Below are 20,263 nucleotides of genomic sequence, written 5' to 3'. Positions count from 1 at the left end.
GGCAAGGAAGCTCCGGTCCCGCTACGACAGGTTCCTGGTCGCTAAGCAGAATTGACGCGGTCTTTCACGACAGTCGCGTCGCGCGCGCCGGCCCCTCGAACTCAGCGGCAGGGTGGCGGCAGGTGCGGTCCGACCAGCGCCAGCGTACGCTGCAGGGCACCGCGTCCATTGCTGATCAGCGTGCAGCCTGCCCGCGCCATGTCCTCGCGTGCCTGCGGGTCTTCGAGCAGGTGCTGCAGCAGTTCGCCGACCGCCTGCACGTCTTCGCCGATCAACAGCGCGCCGGCCTCGCGCATGCGCCGGGAAATTTCCGAGAAGTTGTGCAGGTGCGGGCCTGTCACCGCAGCGGTGCCCATCGCCGCCGGCTCCAGCAGGTTGTGGCCACCGATCGGCTGCAGGCTGCCACCGACAAACGCCACCTGCGCGCAGGCATAGAACGGCATCAGCTCGCCCAGGGTATCGATGACGAACACATCGGTTTCAACCTCCGGCCACTGCTTCGCGCGCCGGGTTGCCACGTTCCAGCCCTGCTCCCGCGCCAGTGCCTCCACCTTCGGGAAGCGCTCGGGATGCCGCGGCGCCCACAGCAGCAACAGGTCGGGGTGCTGCTGGCGCAGGCGCCGGTGCAGATCGATCACCGCCTGTTCTTCACCATCATGGGTACTGGCGGCGATCCACACCGGCCGCCGGGCCGGCACGCGGGCATGGAACTGCTCGACGAAGCCCTGCACGTCCGGCGTAGTGATGTCGAACTTCAGGTTGCCCAGCGCCTGCACCTGCTCCGGCGCGGCGCCCAGCTGCACGAAACGCTCGGCATCGTCCTGCGACTGCGCGGCCACGCAGGTGACCGTGCGCAGCGCGCGGCGGATCAACGCCGCCAGCAGCCGGTAGCCCCGCAGCGAACGTGCCGAAAGGCGCGCGTTGAGGATGTAGACCGGAATGCCACGGTCACGGCAGCCGAACAGCATGTTCGGCCACAGTTCGGTTTCCAGGATCAGCGCCAGGCTGGGCTGGAAGTGGCCGAGGAAGCGGTTGACGCTGCCGGGCACGTCATACGGCAGGTAGACGTGGTCCAGTGCATCGCCCCACAGCGCACGCACGCGTTCGGAGCCGGTCGGGGTGATGGTGGTGATGACCCAGCGGATGTCCGGGCGCTCCTTGCGCAGCGCGTTCACCAGCGGCGCAGCGGCATTGACTTCGCCCACCGAGACCGCGTGCAGCCAGACCCGCGGTTGGCCGGTGGGCTGCGGATAGGAGGCATAGCGCTCGTCCCAGCGCCGGAAGTATTCACGTACCCGGAAGCCGCGCCAGACCAGGTGGTACACGGTGATCGGCAGCAGGATGTAGAGCACGACCGAGTACAGGCCGCGCAGGATCCATTCGACAGGGTCTTTACGCATTCGGCAAGGATACGGGAGCCCCCCGGGAAAGACACGCGGCCGCCTTGGTAGAATGGCCCAATGTCCGATGCCACCACCGCCGTCCGCCCGTCGCTGCGCGATCCCCGCAACTGGCCGATGTTCGCCGCCATGCTGGGCGCCTTCGCCATCGCCCGCCTGCCGTGGATGCTGCAGCGTGCGCTGGGCCGGGGCGTCGGCTGGATCACCTGGCGCCTGCTGGGCAGCCGTCGCCGCGCCGCCGAGGTCAACCTGCAGCTGTGCTTCCCCGAGAAGGACGAGGCCTGGCGCCAGCGCTTGGTGCGCGACAGTTTCGATGCCCTGGGCGTGGGTGTGTTCGAGTGCATCCGCGCCTGGTGGGGAAGCATCGACAGCATCCGCCCGCAGGTGCAGATCGAAGGACTGGAACATCTGCGGCAGATGCAGGCGGAAGGTCGTGGCGTGCTGCTGGTGTCCGGCCACTTCATGACCCTGGAAATGTGTGGGCGCCTGCTGTGCGACTACGTTGATCTCTCAGGCATGTACCGCAAGCACAAGAACCCGGTGTACGAGTGGGCGGTGAAGTTCGGCCGCCTGCGCTATGCCAAGGCCATGTTCGCCAATGAGGATATCCGCGCTACCGTGCGCCACCTGAAAAAGGGGGGCTTCCTCTGGTATGCACCTGACCAGGACATGCGCGGCAAGGACACCGTGTTCGTACCGTTCTTCGGCCATACCGCCTCGACCATCACCGCTACCCACCAGCTGGCGCGGATGACCGGCTGCGCAGTGATCCCGTATTTCCATCGCCGCGAAGGCGGGACGTACTTCCTGAAGATCGGCGCGCCGCTGGAGAATTTCCCCAGCGAGGACGTGGAAGCCGATACCACGCGGGTCAACCAGGCCATCGAAGAGATGGTGCGCGAAGCGCCCGACCAGTACCTGTGGATCCATCGCCGATTCAAGCGCCAACCGGGCGGGCGGAGCGATTTTTACAAGTAACGGTGGGCGGGATGGCTTCATCCACGCTTGGCGTGGATTTACTGCCCTGTGCGGCTTCATCCGCGTATGACGTGGATTTAATGGCGCGGGACATTCTGAAGTAGATCCACGCCATGCGTGGATGCTCTTCGATCCCGTGCCGGGATTCACAACCGCCAGCGGCACCAGGCGTACGGGTACTCCCCCACCACGCACGCCAAGCCCGCACGGACCGGATTGGCCAGGATGTACATCGCCTTCTCGTGAAGTGATTCGTCGGTCCTCACTGCATGGTCGTGATAGCCGTGCTGCCACAGCGCGCCCTGCCGCTCCAGCCGCCGGTTCAGCAGCCTGCTGCTGCGTGACTTCAGAAGGGACATGCACTCGGCCAAGGTTCCACTGCGCAGTTCCATCAGCCAGTGTAGATGGTCGGGCATCACCACCCAGGCGAGACTGTGGCTGAAGCCCCTGCGCTCTACGAAGCGCAGCGCATCAAACAGAATCGCTACGTTGGAAGCATCGGCAAAGAAGGGTTCACGATCGAGGGTTACCGTAGTCAATGAATAGACGTTACCGGTGCAGGAGTAACGACCGTAGCGGAGTCTTGGGCTGGCCATGGCCTCAGCCTGCGATACACACGGAGGCACGACTAGTGGAGGTTGGCGCGTGTTTGCGTCGGTAAAGCCCCATCCACGCATGGCGTGGATCTACTACGGCGACGTTCGTTCGGTGACCGCCCCATCCACGCATGGCGTGGATCTACTACGGCGACGTTCGTTCGGTGACCGCCCCATGCACGCCATGGCGTGGATCCACCATGGGGACGTTTGTTCGGTACGTGCAGTAGAGCCACGCCATGCGTGGATGGACGATCACACCACCGTCGGCGTGTCGTCCGCATCCCGGGCCAGCAGGCTGCCGGCGAACAGCGCGGCCAGCAATACGGTCAGGCCACCCCAGAAGGCCGAATAGAACGCCAGATGGGTGTTCAGCGGGAACACGGTCACCGCCAGCGCCAGCATCGCCGGACGCGCGCGTTCGCGGGCAATCGCCGGCGCGTAGCGCCATGCACGCCAGGCCTGGGCCACGGCCGCCAGCCACAGCAACAGGCCAATCACTCCGGTCTCTGCGAGGATTTCCAGCACGATCTGGTGGGCATGCAACGCCGGGGCATTGCCCCACACCGCCGGCCCATCCTCCGCCACGCAAGCGGGATAAGCGTCGCGGAAACCACGCGCACCCACGCCATTGATCGGGTGCTCTTCAATCATGCAGGCGGCAGCTTCCCAGATCCGCGCGCGCCCCGACAGGGCCTCGTCGACACCACGCTCGCCCCCATCCAGGGCCATGGCCGTACGCGCGAAGCGCTCGCGCAGCTGCGGCACGCTGGCGGTCAGCGCGCCGGCGCCGAGCACCGCCACCAGCGCCAGCGCGGCCAGCCGTTTCCAGCCGAACTGGCGCACGCCGCTGTAGGCCAGCACCAGCGCGAAGGTGATCCACGAGGCGCGCGAACCGGCCAGCAGCAACACGCTGCCCAGCGCTGCGGCAGCCAGCAGCCAGCCCACATTGCCAAAGCGCCGCGCGACAGGCAGCAGCAGGAACGGCGACAGGCTGGCCAGCACCTGGCCGAACTTCAGGTTGCACGGTCCCAGTGCGCCGCTGAGGCGGTCGGCCAGTGCGGCCTCATCGGCCGGGCACAGCGCGTGGCCACTGACCGCCAGCTTCAGGTGTTCCAGTGACCAGAACCATGGGCTGGTGCCGGCCACGGCCTGCACCAGCGCATCCAGGGTCCATGCGCCGGTGATCAGCGCCAGCCCTGCGAAGGTCAGCCGCCGCCGCTCCGGCGTGGCCACCGCGATCGCCACCAGCCACATGAAGGGCAGATAGCGCAGGCCCGCAGCAGCTTTGGTCCACGAGGCCGCCGGATCGATCGCATCGAATGCGGAAAATGCCTGCGGCAGCCAGTACCCGAGGAACAGGATCGACGTCAGTGCCCAGGCCGCCGTGCTCAACAGATGCGGGCGGCGTTGCAGGCGGCGCATCACCATGCGCGCCGCGGCGTACAGCGCGCCCAGGCCCAACACGGTTTCGGCGATGCCCGGCAACGGCCACATCGCCACGTACGCCAGCACCCACCAGGGCGCCCAGCGTCCGGCGCGGTCGTCACGCGCGATTACGGCAGGGTCAGCCGGCGAGGTCGGCATAGAGGCGGAGGGTATCGCGCTGCATGGCCTGCAGGGTAAACGGGATGCGGGTCGGCAAGGACGGGGGCTGGGCCAGCAGGGCCAGCGCACGTTCACCCAATGCGCGCGCGTCGCCGAGCGGCACGGCACCTGCGGGTTGCAGCTGCCGAAGCAGCTCACCGACGCCACCATGGTCCCAGCCCAGCACCGGGCGGCCCACCGACAGCGCCTCGACCACGGTGCGGCCGAACGCTTCGGGCTTGTCCGACAGCTGCAGCACCAGGTCGCTGGCCGCGTAGGCCTGGGCGATGCGCGCGGTCGGTGTGCTGATGTGCACGACCCCGGCCACGCCGAGCGCGGCCGCCTGCCGGCGCAGGTCGGCCACGTAGGCTTCACGGCCGGGTTCATCGGTACCCAGCATCCACAACTGTGCCGGCACGCCAGCGGCGCGCACATCCGCCAGCAGCTGCAATGCGTGGGCATGGCCCTTCAGGCGGGTGCCCCGCCCCGGCAACAGCAGCAATGGGCCTTCAACCTGCGCCAGCCACGGGTAATCTGCCGCAAGCGCCAACCGCGGACGGCGATCGGCACGCGCCACGCGCGGGAACTGGGCCACATCGACGCCTCGCGGAATCACCTGCAGCGCCTGTTCGGGCACGGTCGGGTAGTGCCGCTGCACGTAATCGCGCACGGTGTTGGACACGCAGATCACGCGTTCGCCGCTGGTCATCACTGCGCTGTAGCGGCTGGGCGAATTCAGCCCGTGCACGGTGGTCACCCAGTGCGGGCGCTGCGTGGCAGGCAGGGCGCGGATCGCGTACAGGCCCAGCCATGCCGGCAGGCGCGAGCGGGCATGCACGATGTCCGCGCCAACCTCGGCGAACAAGCGGCGCAGGGTCGGCAGATGGCGCAGGGTCAGCAGCGACTTGCGGCCGATGTCCAGGGTGAGGTGCTCGGCACCGCTATCGAGCAGCGGCTGCACCAGGCGGCCACCGGCGGAAACCACCAGCGCGCGATGGCCGGCGGCCACCAGGGCCGCAGCGATTTCCAGGGTCGAGCGCTCGACACCACCGGAGTGCAGCGCCGGCAGCAACTGCACCACGGTCAATCGGCGCATCGAGGGGGCGACCGCTTAGTCGGCCAGCACGAACACGGAACCGCAGTACGGGCACTGCGCTTCGCCGTTGGGCTCGTCTTCGATCGGCAGGTACACGCGCGGATGCGAGTTCCACAGCGCCATTTCCGGGGTCGGGCAGCTCAGCGGAAGATCGCTGCGGTGCACGGTGTAGCGCTTCTCGGCGTTGGCGGGCGCGGTGGCGGTATGGCTCATGGCGGATGTCGATGAACGGGTTGCGAGGCCTGTGATTCTAGCATCCGGGCTGCCCTGACATGGCGCCGCAACAGGTCTTTGGGCGCCGCGGGCCGATTCCGCGTGGTGTTGCATGGCACCCGGGGCGGTCTGCCTGCGTGGAAGCCCCGGTCGCCCGTGCGGGTTTGTACCGGAATCCTGCCGACCGCGATATTTCCCGCATTTGGATCGAACTAAATGGCACTTGTCAGGTTGCCACGGCTGTTGCAGGATCGGGCCAGGTCGTGAACCGGCCTGCCCCAATCCGACCCGATCGCATGGCCCGCCCCCACCGGACCAGCATCGCCTCTTCCACTGCCATCGCGGCGGGCGGAGCGATGCTGCCCGTGGTGTCCGCCGATGCGGGTTCTGCCCGCCGCCTGCCCTTCCGGGAGACTCCTGCATGACCCTGTCCGATCCACGCCGCGCCCTGCTTCCACTCGCCCTGGCCCTGGCCTGTGCGACTACTGCGATGCCGGTGCTGGCACAGGGACTGCAGACCTCGTTCGAGCCCGGCGAACCCGCCCCTTCGCAGGCCGCAGGTGCACTGCAGGTCACGATCGGCAACGGCCCCGCGGCGCCTTACGCCGCCAAGCGCAATGCGGGCTACAGCGGCCTGCATGCACTGCGCTACAGCAGCGAAGGCGGCAGCGCGCGGCGCGAACTGTTCAAGACCGACCTGCCGATCGAGGCCGACACCACGCTGTCGTGGCTGGTGCTGCCGGAAATCGTCGGCAAGGACAGCGTGGCCTCGACCTATGTCTCACTGGATCTGCGGCTGGACGATGGCAGCCGCGTTTCGGCCGGTGCGGCACGTGACCAGCACGGCGTGGCCCTTGGCGCACGCGCACAGGGCGAGTCGAAGACGCTGTATCCGCAGCAGTGGGCACGCAAGGCGGTGCGACTGGGCGACGTGCCCGCGCTGAAGGGCCGCCGCGTGGTGACGATCGAACTGGAGGTGGCCAGTGCCGACGGTGCGCCGGTGTCCGGCTGGATCGACGACGTGCGCCTGGATGCTCAGCCGCGACCACAGCCGCAGCGCGTCTCCGACTGGGTGCTGACCACCCGTGGCACCCAGGCCAACGGCACCTTCTCGCGCGGCAACAATTTCCCGGCCACGGCGGTGCCGCACGGCTTCAATTTCTGGACCCCGGTGACCGATGCCGGCGCACTGAACTGGCTTTACCGCTGGAACGAACAGAACGACGCACAGAACCGCCCGCAGCTGCAGGCGCTTGCGTTGAGCCACCAGCCCAGCCCGTGGATGGGCGACCGCCAGACCTTCCAGGTGATGCCCTCGGCCAGCCGTGGTGTGCCGGAGGCCGACCGCCGCAAGCGCGCGCTGTCGTTCGACCGCAGCTACGAGAGCGCCCGCCCGTATCGCTACGATGTGCGCTTCGACAACGGCGTCGCGGCATCGATCGCGCCGACCGACCATGCCGCGCTGTTCCGCTTCGACTTCCCGGAGGGCGGCGACGCCAACCTGCTGTTCGACAACGTCGATGCACGTGGCGGCCTGAGCCTGGATGCGGCCACGCAGACGCTGTCCGGCTATACCGATACGCGCAGCGGCCTGTCCAACGGTGCCAGCCGCATGTACGTGGTGGCCAGCTTCGACAAGCCGTGGCGCGGCAGTGGGCGCCTCAACACCGGCCGCCCGACCGGTTACATCAAGTTCGATGCAGGCAGCGACCGGCGGGTGACCATGCGCATCGCGACCTCGCTGATCTCGGTGGAGCAGGCGCGGCACAACCTGGCACTGGAAATCGCTGCGGCCGACACGCTGGAAAGCGTGGCCGGCCGTGCGCAGGATGCATGGGACGCACGCCTGGCCCGCTTCGACATCGGCGATGCCAGCGACGATCAGAAGACCACGTTGTACTCCAGCCTGTACCGGCTGTACCTGTACCCCAACTCCGGCCACGAGAACGTGGGCAGCGCGGCCATACCCGACTGGCGTTACGCCAACCAGGCCAGCGCCAGCGATGACAACACCGATGGCAGCGCGACCCGCACCTTTGCCGCCGTGCGCGACGGCAAAGTGTTCGTCAACAATGGCTTCTGGGACACCTTCCGCACCACCTGGCCGGCCTATGCGCTGTTCACGCCCGACGATGCCGGGCAGATGGTGCAGGGCTTCATCGAGCAGTACCGCGCTGGCGGCTGGATCGCGCGCTGGTCGTCGCCGGGTTACGCTGACCTGATGGTCGGTACCAGCTCGGACGTGGCATTTGCAGATGCATGGCTGAAAGGCATCGGCGGCTTCGATCCGGCAGAGGCCTACGCGGCCGCGCTGAAGAATGCGACCGTGGTACCGCCCGACCGCCACGTCGGCCGCAAGGGCATGGACCGTTCGACCTTCCGTGGCTATGCCAGCGCCGACGTGCACGAAGGCATGTCGTGGACGATGGAAGGCGCACTCAATGACTTCGGCATCGCCAACATGGCCGATGCGCTGGCCAAGCGCGCGGCCACGCCGGCCGCACGCGAGCGCTACAGCACCGAGGCCGACTACTTCCGCCATCGCGCCGCCAGTTACGCGACGATGTTCGATCCGGTCGCCGGCTTCTTCCAGGGCCGTCGCGCCGATGGTCGCTGGCGCGTGGACGCCAAGGCCTACGACCCGCGTGTGTGGGGCCACGACTACACCGAATCCAATGGCTGGACTTTCGCCTTCACCGCCGCCCACGATGGCGAGGGCCTGGCGGCGCTGTACGGTGGCCGCGAAAAGCTGGCGGCGAAGCTGGATACCTTCTTCGCCACGCCGGAAACCGCGGACCCGGCACTGGCCGGTTCCTACGGCGGCACCATCCATGAAATGACCGAAGCACGCGATGTGCGCATGGGCATGTACGCGCACAGCAACCAGCCGGCGCACCACATCCCGTGGATGTACCTGTACGCCGGGCAGCCATGGAAGACCCAGCAGCACGTACGCGAGATCCTGTCGCGGCTGTATGTGGGCAGTGAGATCGGCCAGGGCTATCCCGGTGACGAGGACAACGGCGAGACCTCGGCCTGGTACGTGCTGGCCTCGCTGGGCCTGTACCCGCTGCGCATGGGCGCACCGGAGTACGTGATCGGTTCACCGGCCTTCGAACATGCGCGCGTGGAACTGCAGGGCGGTGCCGTGCTGACCGTGAATGCGGCCAACAACTCGCGTGAGAACGTCTACGTGCAGTCGCTGAAGATCAACGGTACGCCGTGGACGAAGACCTGGGTGCCGCACGAGCTGATCGCCAAGGGCGCGACCCTCGACTTCGTGATGGGGCCCCGTCCCTCGCGCTGGGGCAGTGGCGTGGATGATGTGCCGCGCTCGTTGACCGCGCGCGGCCAGCGCCCGCAGCTGCTGCACGACCTGCTCGGCAGCGGCGCGAAGGCAGCGCTGGCCGATGGCCGTGCCCTGCCCGCGCTGGTTGATGACGACGCCGGCACGACGGTGGGCCTGGGAGGCGGCGCAACCATCGCGCTGACCGGCCTGGCCGAGGGCACCCCGACGATGTACACGCTGACCAGCGGGGACGGCCGTATCCAGGGCGGGGAGTGGACGCTGGAGGCGCGCAACGGCAGCGGCAGCTGGGCCGTGCTCGACCAGCGCAGCGGCGAAGACTTCGAATCCGCCCGGCAGACCCGTCCGTTCCGCATCGCCAAACCCGGTCGCTACAGCGAGTACCGCCTGCGCCTGGCGGCACCGGCACGACTGCCGCTGGCGGAGATCGAACTGCTGGCGGCCGGCACCGTACAATGAGCGGCATGCGCTTCCGTCTTCTGCCTCTGGCCCTTGTTGCCCTGTCCTTCTCAAGTTTCGGCCAGACCCAGGCGTTCGATACGCAGCTGACCCGCGACGGCGTGACGCTGAATTACCAGGACGCGCGTGGCGCGCTGGCCGCGCCGCAGCGCAAGCGCGTGATCGATACGTTCTTCTTCGCCTACCTGCGCGAACGCGCGGACTTCCATCCGGCCGCGCCGTCGATGGTGCGCATTGTGATCGATCCGGCCTACACCGGCATCGCCTTCGTCGGCGACAAGGACCAGGCAGCGACGATCACCATCAATCCAGGTTGGCTGGCGCAACACCCGAACGACATCGACCTGGTCACCCATGAGGCGATGCACATCGTGCAGGGCTATCCCGGCTACGGCGATGCACGGGTGCCGGGCTGGCTGGTGGAAGGCATCGCCGACTACGCGCGCGACCGCTACGGCATGGACAACACCGCCGCCGGCTGGGCATTGCCGGTCAAGGTCGAGAAGGGCCAGAACGTCGACAGCGGCTACCGGGTGACCGGTGCGTTCCTGAAGTGGGCCGAGGCCGAGCATCCCGGCCTGGTGCTGGCGCTGGACAAGGCCCTGCGCGAGGGCCGCTATACGCCAGCGCTGTGGCAGAAGCACACCGGCAAGGCATTGCCGGCACTGTGGACACAGTACGCCAAGCCACGTTCGGATGCACCGCCGCCGCCGGCGAGGCGTGGCAAGCGGCACTGACGGGGTGGTCAACTGGGTATTGGGGCGACTGGGTAGAGTCGACTGTTGGTCGACTGACGTTCGTACAGCTACCGAAAGCCCCGCGCTTCGCGCGATAGTCGACCAACGGTCGACTCTAGCTCGCTGCCTTCTACGCCTCAGCGCGACCGCACGAAGCCGGCGTAGAGCGCGAACAGCTGCTGGAAGTACCGCCGCGTCACTCGATTGCGCATGACACCCTCACCCATGGAAAGTTGGTCGGGCCCAGGGTGGGAAGGCCGGTCCGGTCCCTTCCCACGGCCAGGCCGCGTGGGCGTATTGGGCCGCAACGGCGTTGCAGGGACATGACCGGGTTGCGTAGCGCGTGTGGCACAGGCCGGCGGTAGAGCCGGCCGCCGTGTGTATCTGGACATGACTGGGGTTGCCGGCCAGCGGCCGGCACTACCCGTTTCCGCTGCGCGGAAACAGAAACGCGCCCCGTGGGGCGCGTTTCTGCAGCTGTCGCTGGAAAGAAGGCTTATGCCTTCTTTTCCGCTTCCAGCTGCTTGCGGATCTGCGCATCCACCGCCGCAATGGCGGTCATGTTCAGGATCCTGCGCGAGGTCGCGCTGGTGGTCAGGATATGCACCGGCTTGTTCACGCCCATCAGGATCGGGCCGATCGCCACGCCATCGGTGAACACGCGCACCAGGTTGTAGGCGATGTTGGCCGCTTCCAGGTTCGGCAGCACGAACAGGTTGGCGCGGCCCTGCAGGGTCGAGCCCGGCAGCAGCTTCTGGCGCAGCGCTTCATCCCATGCGGTGTCGCCCTGCATTTCGCCATCCACGTTCAGACGCGGGTTGCGCTTGAGCAGCAACTCGCGCACCTGGCGCATCTTCAGCGCGTCCTTGGAATCGTGGCTGCCGAAGTTGGAGTGCGACAGCAGGGCCACCTTCGGCTCGATGCCGAACAGCTTCATGCGGTAGGCCGCCTGCAGGGTCGCTTCGCACAGCTGCTCGGCGGTCGGGTCTTCCTGCACGTGGGTGTCCACGAAGAAGAACACGCCCTGCTGGTTGATCACGCCGGTCATCGCCGAGGTCGAGGTGACCTTCGGCTCCAGCGGCAGCACGCTGCGCACGTAGCCCAGCTTCTTGTGGAAGCGGCCGACAATGCCGGTCAGCATCGCATCAGCTTCGCCACGGGCCACCATCACCGCCGCGATCAGGGTCGGGCGCGAACGCATCAGGTTCTTCGCCGCGGCCACGGTCACGCCACGACGGCCGGTCAGGCCGTGGTAGTACTGCCAGTACTCGTTGAAGCGCGGGTCGTCGTTGATGTTGGTGACTTCAACGTTCTCGCCGATCTTCAGGCGCAGGCCCAGGCGCTCGATGCGCGACTCGATCACTTCCGGGCGGCCGATCAGGATCGGGTGCGCCAGGCCGTCATCGACCACGTTCTGCACGGCCTGCAGCACCACTTCTTCTTCGCCTTCGGCGTACACCACGCGTTGCTTGTCGCTGCGCGCGCGGTCGTAGACCGGCTTCATCATCAGGCTGGTGCGGTAGACGAACTGGGCCAGCTTGTCGCGGTAGGCGCCCATGTCCTCGATCGGGCGCGAGGCCACGCCCGAGTCCATCGCGGCCTGGGCCACGGCGGCCGACAGCTCCACCAGCAGGCGGCGGTCGAACGGGCGCGGGATCAGGTATTCACGGCCGAAGCTCGGGGTCTCGCCGCCGTAGGCCGAGCCCATGTCGGTGGCGGCACGGCGCGCCAGCGCGGCGATGGCGCGCACGCAGGCGATCTTCATTTCCTCGTTGATCGCGGTCGCGCCCACGTCCAGCGCACCACGGAACAGGTACGGGAAGCACAGCACGTTGTTGACCTGGTTCGGGTAGTCCGAACGGCCGGTGCCGATGATCGCGTCCGGACGGGCGGCGCGCGCCACCTCCGGCATGATTTCCGGGGTCGGGTTGGCCAGCGCGAAGATCACCGGATCCGGCGCCATGGTCTTGACCATGTCGGCGGTCAGGATGCCCGGGGCCGACAGGCCCAGGAAGATGTCCGCGCCGTCGACGATCTCGGCCAGGGTGCGCTTGTCCGTATCGCGCGCATAGCGCTGCTTTTCCGGATCCAGGTCGGTACGACCGGTGTGGATCACGCCCTCGCGGTCGAAGGCCAGGATGTTCTCCGGCTTCAGGCCCAGCTGCACCAGCATGTTCACACAGGAAATACCGGCCGCGCCCATGCCCGTGGTCGCCAGCTTCACCTCTTCGATCTTCTTGCCGGTGATCGCCATGGCGTTGAGCACCGCTGCGCCGACGATGATCGCCGTGCCGTGCTGGTCGTCATGGAACACCGGGATCTTCATGCGCTCGCGCAGCTTGCGCTCGACGACGAAGCACTCCGGGGCCTTGATGTCTTCCAGGTTGATGCCGCCGAAGGTCGGCTCCAGCGAGGCGATGATGTCGACCAGCTTGTCCGGGTCGGTCTCATCCACTTCGATGTCGAACACATCGATGCCGGCGAACTTCTGGAACAGCACGCCCTTGCCTTCCATCACCGGCTTGCCGGCCAGTGCGCCGATGTTGCCCAGGCCCAGCACCGCGGTGCCGTTGGAGATCACCGCCACCAGGTTGCCGCGTGCGGTCAGCTCGCTGGCCTGCTGCGGGTCGGCCTTGATCGCTTCACAGGCGTACGCCACGCCCGGCGAATACGCCAGCGACAGGTCGCGCTGGGTCAGCATGGGCTTGGTAGCGGAAACCTTGATCTTGCCGGGCGGAGACATCCGGTGGTAATCGAGGGCGGCCTGTTTGAAATCTTCGTTGGACATCGATGTGGGTTACATGAATGGGCAGAAGGGACAGGGGATGATACCCCCGTTGGAGCGTCTGGACCTGTCGCTATCCTGTCGCAGGCATGCTGCGACCGCACAATTCCGTGCCGTATGCGACGGTATCGGGATACCAGCATCGGCGCCCCCGATGACAGCCATGGGACGCCCTGAAACGCCGCGGGGCCGTACCACCATCGTGATCGGCCCCGCGGTACCACACACCTGGATCAGCCCTTGGCCGGCAGCGCCTCGGGCAGCACGTCCACCGGCGGAGGCAGTTCGCTTTCGCGGCCGTCCAGCGCCAGCTGCAGGCGATTGCGGTCCAGCGCGCCTTCCCAGCGCGAGACCACCACGGTGGCCACCGCATTGCCGATGAAGTTGGTCAGCGAGCGGCATTCGCTCATGAAGCGGTCCACGCCCAGGATCAGTGCCATGCCGGCCACCGGTACCTCCGGCACCACGGCCAGGGTGGCGGCCAGGGTGATGAAGCCTGCGCCGGTGACGCCAGCCGCGCCCTTGGAGCTGAGCATGGCGACCAGCAGCAGGGCGATCTGGTGGCCCAGGGTCAGTTCGGTGTTGGTGGCCTGGGCAATGAACAGTGCCGCCAGGGTCATGTAGATGTTGGTGCCGTCCAGGTTGAACGAGTAGCCGGTCGGGACCACCAGGCCCACCACCGACTTGCTGCAGCCGGCGCGTTCCATCTTCTCCATCAGCGACGGCAGCGCCGACTCCGACGAGGACGTGCCCAGCACCAGCAGCAGCTCAGCCTTCAGGTAGCGCGCCAGCTTGAACACCGAGAAGCCACACAGTCGGCAGACCAGGCCCAGGATCACCGCCACGAACAGGAACGCGGTGAGGTAGAACGAGCCCACCAGCCAGGCCAGGTTGACCAGCGAACCGACACCGTACTTGCCGATGGTGAAGGCGATCGCGCCGAAGGCACCGATCGGGGCGGCCTTCATCAGGATGTGCACCAGCTTGAACACCGGGGCGACCAGCGCCTCCAGGAAGTTCAGGATCGGCTTGCCCTTCTCGCCCACCGATGCCAGCGCGATGCCGAACAGCACCGCGATGAACAGCACCTGCAGGATGTTGCCGTCGACGAAGGCGCTCACCAGCGTCTTCGGAATGATGTCCATCAGGAAGCCGACCAGGGTCAGGTCGTGCGACTTCTCGACGTAGCTGTGCACCGCGGTCTGGTCCAGCTCGGCCGGGTTGATGTTCATGCCGGCGCCGGGCTGCACCACGTGCGCCACGATCATGCCGACGATCAGCGCCAGCGTGGAGAAGAACAGGAAGTACGCCATCGCCTTGGCAAACACGCGGCCCACCGTGCGCAGGTGGGTCATGCCGGCGATGCCGGTGACGATGGTCAGGAAGATCACCGGCGCGATGATCATCTTCACCAGGTTGATGAAGGCATCGCCGAGCGGCTTCATCTTCTCGCCGATCAGCGGTTCGTAGTGGCCGAGGATGGCGCCCAGGACGATCGCCACGATCACCTGGAAATACAGCTGGCGATAGATCGGCAACGGCTTTGCAGGCACCGGGGCTGCGGTCGGGATGTGCATGGCGGACTCCGGAAGGGGCGTTTTCAGGCACGTACGGCCCCGGGACAGCGCGGGAACCGTTACCGTGGAAACTGCTCGCAGGCCCTGTGCTGCACGCGCAGGGGGTGCGACCAATGGACGCCTTTGTACGCGCCGGGCACGCCGGCGCAGATAACCTATTGGTACTAGCCCCCCGGTTCAGGTGGCCGTGGTGCCTACACTGGCGCCGCACCGCCCGATCACGGGGAGGCCGGTGGCCCGAGCTGAACGGCTGGGCGCGTCATTGCGAAAGTTCCGGCCCTTGCGGCCGTTGTTGTCCTGTCCACACGCAATCTGAGAGAGCCGCACCCAACATGCGCCCGATTCCCACCTTGCTGGCCCTGTCGCTGGCCGTGCTTCCCGCCTTCGCTTCGGCTGCCGATTTCGACAACTGGCCGACCAAGTACGCATTCGGCGACGGCACCGAGTTGGCCGCTACCGCCAACATCGCCTACGACTACAACGATTTCTCCTCGGGCAGCGGCCTTGAGGACGACGACGCCGTGCGCCGCAAGGAGTTCGGCGCGACGCTGAAGAAGAAGGGCGTCTACGACGCGATGGTCTACTACGACTTCCAGTCCGACACCTGGCTGGACGTATTCGTGCGCTTCGAGAGCAAGGCTTTCTTCGGCCGCGACATCGGCCGCTTCCGCTTCGGCTACATGAAGACCCCGGTCGGCCTGGACGCCAACACCTCGTCGCGCGCGGGCAGCTTCCTGGAAACCGCGCTGCCCGTGCAGGCCTTCTACGCCGGCCGCCGCACGGGTGTGGAATGGGTGCTGGAGCGCCCGCAGTACCTGCTGCAGGCCGGCGCCTATGGCGGCAAGGACCTGCAGGGTGACAACCCCGGCACCACCCAGGCCGTGCGTGCGGTGTGGACTCCGGTAAAGGCGCCGGGTGACGTGATCCACCTGGGCCTGGCCTATTCGCAGGAAAATCCGCGCGGCTACAGCGATGGCCGTGACGTGCACCACGAGGCCAGCGCACGCCTGCGCGCACGCCCGGAAGCCGGCCTGACCGACATCCGCTACGTCGACTCCGGCGCGCTGGTCACCGCTGACCAGATCCGCCGTACCGGCCTGGAAGGCATCTGGATCCGCGGGCCGTTCTCGCTGCAGGCCGAAGCCCTGCAGGCCACCGTCACCCGCAAGGGCCTGCCGGATTACACCGGCAGCGGCCAGTACGCGATGGCCAGCTGGGTGCTGACCGGCGAATCGCGCCCATACAACGCCGGTGCCGTGGCCAACATCAAGCCCGCGCACGACTACGGCGCGGTGGAACTGGTGGCCCGTTACAGCCGCATGGACCTCGACGATGGCAGCATCCTCGGCGGCCGCCAGCACGACCTCACCCTGGGTGCGAACTGGTACCTGACCAGCCACTTCAAGTTCCAGGCCAACTACGTCAAGGTCGACGCCAGCCGTCGCGGTGTGCACAGCACGCCGGAGATCTTCGAACTGCGCGCGCAGATGCACTTCTGACCCCTTCCACGTCAGATCCCGGCGGGCGTGTACACCACGCCCGCCGGCCCTGCGTAGACTGCCGCCATGTACTGGCTCAGCCGCCACCGGATGCTGTTGCTGACCATCCTGGTGATGGTCGGTGGCACCGTGCTGTGTGCGGTCGCCGCCGGCCACTACGCCTGGCGGCGCGCCTTGGGCGAGGAAAGCAGCCAGGTACAACGCCAGCTGCAGTTGCATGGCCAGGGCCTGCAGCAGCGCATCGACCGCTTCGGCACGTTGCCGCAGGTACTGGCGCTGGATCCGGATCTTCTGCACGCGCTGCGTGTGCCACCCTCGCCCACCGAACGGCAGCGGCTGAACCTCAAGCTGCAACGCGCCAATGAAGTCACCCGTGCCTCGACCCTGACCCTGGTCGGCCACGACGGTGTGGCGGTCGCGGCCAGCAACTGGGACCAGCCGACCACCAATGTCGGCGAGAACTACAGCTACCGCCCGTATTACCGGCAGGCGCTGGCCAAGGGCCGTGGTCGCTTCTACGGCATCGGCATGACCACCGGCGTGCCCGGCTATTACCTGTCGCAGGCCATCGAGGAAGGTGGCCAGCGGCTGGGCGTGGTGGTGATCAAGGTCGAGCTGTCGGCGCTGGAACAGGAATGGCTGAGCAGCCCGGATGTGGTGCTGGCCAGTGACGACCACGACGTGGTGTTCCTGGCCAACCGAGACAACTGGCGCTACCGCCTGCTGCGCCCGTTGGGCGCCGACGAGCGCCGCGAGATGCTCGATGCCCGGCAGTACGCCGACCGCGCGCTGCAGCCACTGCGTGCGCGTACCGAGGACGTGCTGGCCGACGGCGGCCGCATGGTGCGCCTGCTGGACCCGGCGTTGCCGCAGCCGATGCTGTGGCAGAGCCTGGCGCTGCCTGCCGAAGGCTGGAACCTGCATCTGCTGCACGATGCCAGTGCAGCCACATCTGCGGGTCGCGCGGCCGCACTCACCGGCGGTGCCGCGTGGCTGGCACTAGGCTTCCTGGTGCTGTTCGTGCAGCAGCGCCGGCGCCTAGCCAAGCACCGCCTGCGCAGCCGCCGCGAACTGGAAACCCTGCTCAAGCAGCATGCCCAGGAACTGCGCACCGCACAGGATGGCCTGCTGCAGGCCGCCACCGACGCCGACAGCGGCCTCAGCCGCAGCCTCGAACACCTGCCGCAGGGCGTGGTGGTGATTGACCGGGAACTGCGCCTGGTCGCGTGGAATTCGCGCTACCTGGAGCTGTTCCGTTTCCCGCTGGACCTGGTCCGCGTGGGTCGGCCGATCGAGGAACTGTTCCGCTTCAACGCACGCCGTGGCCTGCTCGGTCCCGGCCCGGTGGACGAGGCCATCGAGCGCCGCCTGAACCACCTGCGCAGCGGCCGCCCGCACATGCGTGAGAGCGAGAAGGACGACGGCACGGTGCTGGAAATCCGTGGCAATCCCCTGCCCGATGGCGGCTTCGTCACCAGCTATGCCGACATCACCAGCTACAAGAACGCGGCACGCGAACTACGCTCGCTGGCCGACGCGCTGGAACACCGCATCGCCGAACGCACCCGCGACCTGGACGAAGCCCGCCGCGAGGCCGAGCAGGCCAACCGCTACAAGACCCGCTTCGTTGCCTCGGCCGTGCACGACCTGCTGCAGCCACTCAATGCGGCGCGCATGTTCGTCTCGGTACTGCGCGGCAAGCTGAGCGACCCGGCACAGCAGCAGACCAGCGACCACATCGACGCTGCACTGGCCGCGCAGGACGCGATCCTCAACAGCCTGCTGGATATCGCGCGCCTGGAATCGGGCAGCCTGCCGACCCGTGTGCAGGCGTTCCGGCTGGGCCCGCTGCTGCAGACGCTGGCGCGCGAGTTCGGCATCGCCGCACAGTCACGCGGGCTGGTGGTCGACTGGGTCGATACCGCTGCGGTGGTGGTCAGCGATGAAGCGCTGCTGCGGCGCATCCTGCAGAACTTCCTGTCCAACGCACTGCGCTACAGCGAACGTGGCCGCGTGCTGCTCGGCTGCCGCCGCCGCGGAGGCCTGCTGTGGATCGAAGTGCACGACCAGGGCCCCGGCATTCCCGATGCGCTGCAGGGCGAGATTTTCGAGGAATTCCGCCGCCTGCACGACGGCCAGCAACGTGGCGCCGGCCTTGGCCTGGCGATCGTCGACCGCATCGGCCGGCTGCTCGGCCACCCGATCCGCCTGCGCTCGCAGCTGGGCCAGGGCAGCGTGTTCGCGGTGGGCGTGCCGTTCGGCGAAGCCAGCGCGATTCCCGCTACTGCTCCTGTGCCGGTGCTGGTGCAGGAACCGGCGGCGGACAACCCGCTGCGCGGGCGCCGGGTGTGGGTGATCGACGACGATCCGCACGTCTGCGCGGCCAGCCGCGCGCTGCTGGAACGCTGGGGCTGCGAGGTGATGCTGGCCGATGGCCCACAGGCCGCGTTGCTGTTGGCCTGCACCACGACCGTGCCGGAGCTGGTGCTGCTGGATGTGCGCATGGGCGATCACCATGGTCCGGTGCTGTACGAGACGCTGGCCGAGTTGTGGCAGGCGCGCCCACCTGTGGTGCTGGTCACCGCCGAGCGCGATGCGGGCTTGCGCGAGATGGCCACCGAACGCGGCTGGGGGATGATGGCCAAGCCGGTGAAGCCGCCGGCGCTGCGGGCACTGATGAGTCAGTTGTTGATCCGGCATCGCGGGTGATTCCAGCCAACGGCGCAGCCCCTCGTGGGTGGTGTCTGGTTGGTCGTGGAAAGCAGAAGCCGTGGGTGGGCCGGTCGGGTTGGGTGCGCGAGGGACGCCGTGAATCCGTCCCTGGAGGCTTGGCAGCCGCTTGCTCGTGTGCGCTGTCCTGCGCACACGGCAAGACCCGGGTTGGGCGTCCTGCCCAACCCGCCCGAGGCATGCCTCGGGCCCATGCGGCTGACACCCCCGCGCACCCAACCCGACCGGCCTCCGACAGATTTCGGTGGCCTGCACCCACGGAGAAGAAAATAAGATCAAAAGCGGGTCGCGCGCTGCGCTTGCTCGTATAGAGCCGAGCCCATGCTCGGCTTGGCGGACCGGCCGCAGAGCAGCCGAGCGTGGGCTCGGCTCTACAAAAAGCGGCCTGTCAGGCTGCCTTTGCTTTTGATCTTCTTTTCTCTTCCGTGGGTGAGGAACACCCGGAATCTGTCAGCGGCCGGGTGGGTGGGGAGTGCGGGGTGTCCGCGGCATGGATGCCGCGGCCAAGCCCCCAAGGACGGGTTTACGGCATCCCCGCACTCCCCACCCACCCGGCCAGCCCTCAGCAATCCAGCTTTCCACGACCAACCAGACACCACCCACGAGGGGCTGCGCCGTTGGCTGGAAACTACAACCCGATGCCGGCGTCGCCCTCAGGCTCCAGCGCCTTCACCAGTACCGCTGCCTGTGTGCGGCTGTGGCATTCGAGCTTCTTCAGGATCGCAGTGACATGTACCTTCACCGTGTTCTCGGCCAACCCCAGCGTGTAGGCGATCTGCTTGTTGAGCAAGCCATCGGCCAGGCACAGCAGCACGCGGAACTGCTGCGGGGTCAGCTGGGCCAGGCGGCTGGCCAGCAGTGCGTCGGCCTCGGAGCGTTCGGCGGCCATCGCCGGGAACCACAGGCCACCATCGAGCACCGCCTGCACCGCCTCGCCGATGGTCTCGGCCGGGGCCGACTTCGGGATGAAGCCAGCGGCGCCAAACTGCTGGGCACGACGGATCACCCGCGGGTGGTCATTGGAGGAGAGAATCACCACCGGAATGTCCGGATGCGAGCCGCGCACGTGCAGCAGCGCGGAAAAACCGTGCGCGCCGGGCATGGTCAGGTCGAGCAGCACCAGGTCCACATCCGGATGCGCGTCGAGCGCGGCGGCAAGCGCATCGGCGCTGGCGACCTCGCGCACCTGCGCCAGCGGCAGGCTCTGCCGCAAGGACTGCACCACCGCCGAACGCAACAGCGGGTGGTCATCGGCGATCAGGATGGTGTATTCGCTCATGGGGCCATTGTACGTGCAGG

General features: G+C 67.5%; 13 protein-coding genes. 5 read left to right on the top strand and 8 right to left on the bottom strand.

The window, feature by feature from the left end:
• Positions 1–101: 101 nt before the first annotated feature.
• Complete coding sequence (waaA, locus tag AC5P57_RS14805; RefSeq protein WP_099551987.1) at positions 102–1,400, bottom strand: lipid IV(A) 3-deoxy-D-manno-octulosonic acid transferase; 1,299 nt, start codon at positions 1,398–1,400, stop codon at positions 102–104.
• 60 nt (positions 1,401–1,460) lie between these two features.
• Between waaA and AC5P57_RS14800 the strand changes: the two genes are divergently transcribed.
• Complete coding sequence (locus AC5P57_RS14800; protein WP_099551988.1) at positions 1,461–2,378, top strand: LpxL/LpxP family Kdo(2)-lipid IV(A) lauroyl/palmitoleoyl acyltransferase; 918 nt, start codon at positions 1,461–1,463, stop codon at positions 2,376–2,378.
• Positions 2,379–2,524: 146 nt separating this feature from the next.
• Here AC5P57_RS14800 and AC5P57_RS14795 read toward each other — a convergent pair whose 3' ends face one another.
• The 4 genes from AC5P57_RS14795 to AC5P57_RS14780 form a co-directional block, all read right to left on the bottom strand.
• Positions 2,525–2,974: an REP-associated tyrosine transposase gene (locus tag AC5P57_RS14795; RefSeq protein ID WP_262235331.1), complete on the bottom strand. Its 450-nt coding sequence runs from the start codon at positions 2,972–2,974 to the stop codon at positions 2,525–2,527.
• A gap of 255 nt (positions 2,975–3,229) precedes the next feature.
• Positions 3,230–4,561, bottom strand: coding sequence for an O-antigen ligase family protein (locus AC5P57_RS14790; RefSeq protein ID WP_262235332.1), 1,332 nt, complete (start codon positions 4,559–4,561; stop codon positions 3,230–3,232).
• Positions 4,542–5,657, bottom strand: a complete 1,116-nt coding sequence (locus AC5P57_RS14785) for a glycosyltransferase (protein WP_099551991.1) — start codon at positions 5,655–5,657, stop codon at positions 4,542–4,544. The genes AC5P57_RS14790 and AC5P57_RS14785 overlap by 20 nt, the downstream gene beginning before the upstream one ends.
• Positions 5,658–5,672: 15 nt before the next feature.
• Positions 5,673–5,870 carry a zinc-finger domain-containing protein gene (locus AC5P57_RS14780; protein WP_005410967.1) on the bottom strand — a complete coding sequence of 66 codons (198 nt, stop codon included), beginning with the start codon at positions 5,868–5,870 and terminating at the stop codon, positions 5,673–5,675.
• Positions 5,871–6,291: 421 nt separating this feature from the next.
• On the opposite strand from AC5P57_RS14780, the gene AC5P57_RS14775 reads away from it, so the two are divergent.
• A complete protein-coding gene (locus tag AC5P57_RS14775) occupies positions 6,292–9,636 on the top strand; it encodes a GH92 family glycosyl hydrolase (protein ID WP_262235334.1) in 3,345 nt (1,114 codons plus the stop codon).
• The gene (locus tag AC5P57_RS14770) at positions 9,633–10,373 is read left to right on the top strand and encodes a basic secretory protein-like protein (protein ID WP_099551994.1); all 741 of its coding nucleotides are present in this window, start codon (positions 9,633–9,635) and stop codon (positions 10,371–10,373) included. The genes AC5P57_RS14775 and AC5P57_RS14770 overlap by 4 nt, the downstream gene beginning before the upstream one ends.
• A 496-nt stretch (positions 10,374–10,869) precedes the next feature.
• On the opposite strand, the gene AC5P57_RS14765 is transcribed toward AC5P57_RS14770, so the two are convergent.
• Together AC5P57_RS14765 and AC5P57_RS14760 are read right to left on the bottom strand one after the other, a co-directional pair.
• Positions 10,870–13,161: an NADP-dependent malic enzyme gene (locus tag AC5P57_RS14765; RefSeq protein ID WP_005419150.1), complete on the bottom strand. Its 2,292-nt coding sequence runs from the start codon at positions 13,159–13,161 to the stop codon at positions 10,870–10,872.
• A gap of 230 nt (positions 13,162–13,391) precedes the next feature.
• A complete protein-coding gene (locus AC5P57_RS14760) occupies positions 13,392–14,735 on the bottom strand; it encodes a dicarboxylate/amino acid:cation symporter (protein ID WP_099551995.1) in 1,344 nt (447 codons plus the stop codon).
• Positions 14,736–15,067: 332 nt separating this feature from the next.
• Between AC5P57_RS14760 and AC5P57_RS14755 the strand changes: the two genes are divergently transcribed.
• Positions 15,068–16,234, top strand: a complete 1,167-nt coding sequence (locus AC5P57_RS14755; RefSeq protein WP_099551996.1) for an OprO/OprP family phosphate-selective porin — start codon at positions 15,068–15,070, stop codon at positions 16,232–16,234.
• Positions 16,235–16,300: 66 nt separating this feature from the next.
• Entirely contained in the window at positions 16,301–18,943 is a 2,643-nt protein-coding gene (locus AC5P57_RS14750; protein ID WP_099551997.1) for a hybrid sensor histidine kinase/response regulator, read from the top strand.
• Between the two features lie 649 nt (positions 18,944–19,592).
• On the opposite strand, the gene AC5P57_RS14745 is transcribed toward AC5P57_RS14750, so the two are convergent.
• Complete coding sequence (locus tag AC5P57_RS14745) at positions 19,593–20,243, bottom strand: response regulator (protein WP_111204115.1); 651 nt, start codon at positions 20,241–20,243, stop codon at positions 19,593–19,595.
• Between the last annotated feature and the right edge of the window lie 20 nt (positions 20,244–20,263).

The organism is Stenotrophomonas sp. YJH_SMC_79 (genome assembly GCF_059367995.1).
Note: the sequence above shows the minus strand (reverse complement) of the source record. Positions and strands in the feature narration are given on the sequence as shown.

Bases quoted from the DNA above. Each gene is read 5' to 3' on its own strand.
- waaA (WP_099551987.1), bottom strand. From the start codon at position 1,400: ATGCGTAAAGACCCTGTCGAATGGATCCTGCGCGGCCTGTACTCGGTC.
- AC5P57_RS14800 (WP_099551988.1), top strand. From the start codon at position 1,461: ATGTCCGATGCCACCACCGCCGTCCGCCCGTCGCTGCGCGATCCCCGC.
- AC5P57_RS14795 (WP_262235331.1), bottom strand. From the start codon at position 2,974: ATGGCCAGCCCAAGACTCCGCTACGGTCGTTACTCCTGCACCGGTAAC.
- AC5P57_RS14790 (WP_262235332.1), bottom strand. From the start codon at position 4,561: ATGCCGACCTCGCCGGCTGACCCTGCCGTAATCGCGCGTGACGACCGC.
- AC5P57_RS14785 (WP_099551991.1), bottom strand. From the start codon at position 5,657: ATGCGCCGATTGACCGTGGTGCAGTTGCTGCCGGCGCTGCACTCCGGT.
- AC5P57_RS14780 (WP_005410967.1), bottom strand. From the start codon at position 5,870: ATGAGCCATACCGCCACCGCGCCCGCCAACGCCGAGAAGCGCTACACC.
- AC5P57_RS14775 (WP_262235334.1), top strand. From the start codon at position 6,292: ATGACCCTGTCCGATCCACGCCGCGCCCTGCTTCCACTCGCCCTGGCC.
- AC5P57_RS14770 (WP_099551994.1), top strand. From the start codon at position 9,633: ATGAGCGGCATGCGCTTCCGTCTTCTGCCTCTGGCCCTTGTTGCCCTG.
- AC5P57_RS14765 (WP_005419150.1), bottom strand. From the start codon at position 13,161: ATGTCCAACGAAGATTTCAAACAGGCCGCCCTCGATTACCACCGGATG.
- AC5P57_RS14760 (WP_099551995.1), bottom strand. From the start codon at position 14,735: ATGCACATCCCGACCGCAGCCCCGGTGCCTGCAAAGCCGTTGCCGATC.
- AC5P57_RS14755 (WP_099551996.1), top strand. From the start codon at position 15,068: ATGCGCCCGATTCCCACCTTGCTGGCCCTGTCGCTGGCCGTGCTTCCC.
- AC5P57_RS14750 (WP_099551997.1), top strand. From the start codon at position 16,301: ATGTACTGGCTCAGCCGCCACCGGATGCTGTTGCTGACCATCCTGGTG.
- AC5P57_RS14745 (WP_111204115.1), bottom strand. From the start codon at position 20,243: ATGAGCGAATACACCATCCTGATCGCCGATGACCACCCGCTGTTGCGT.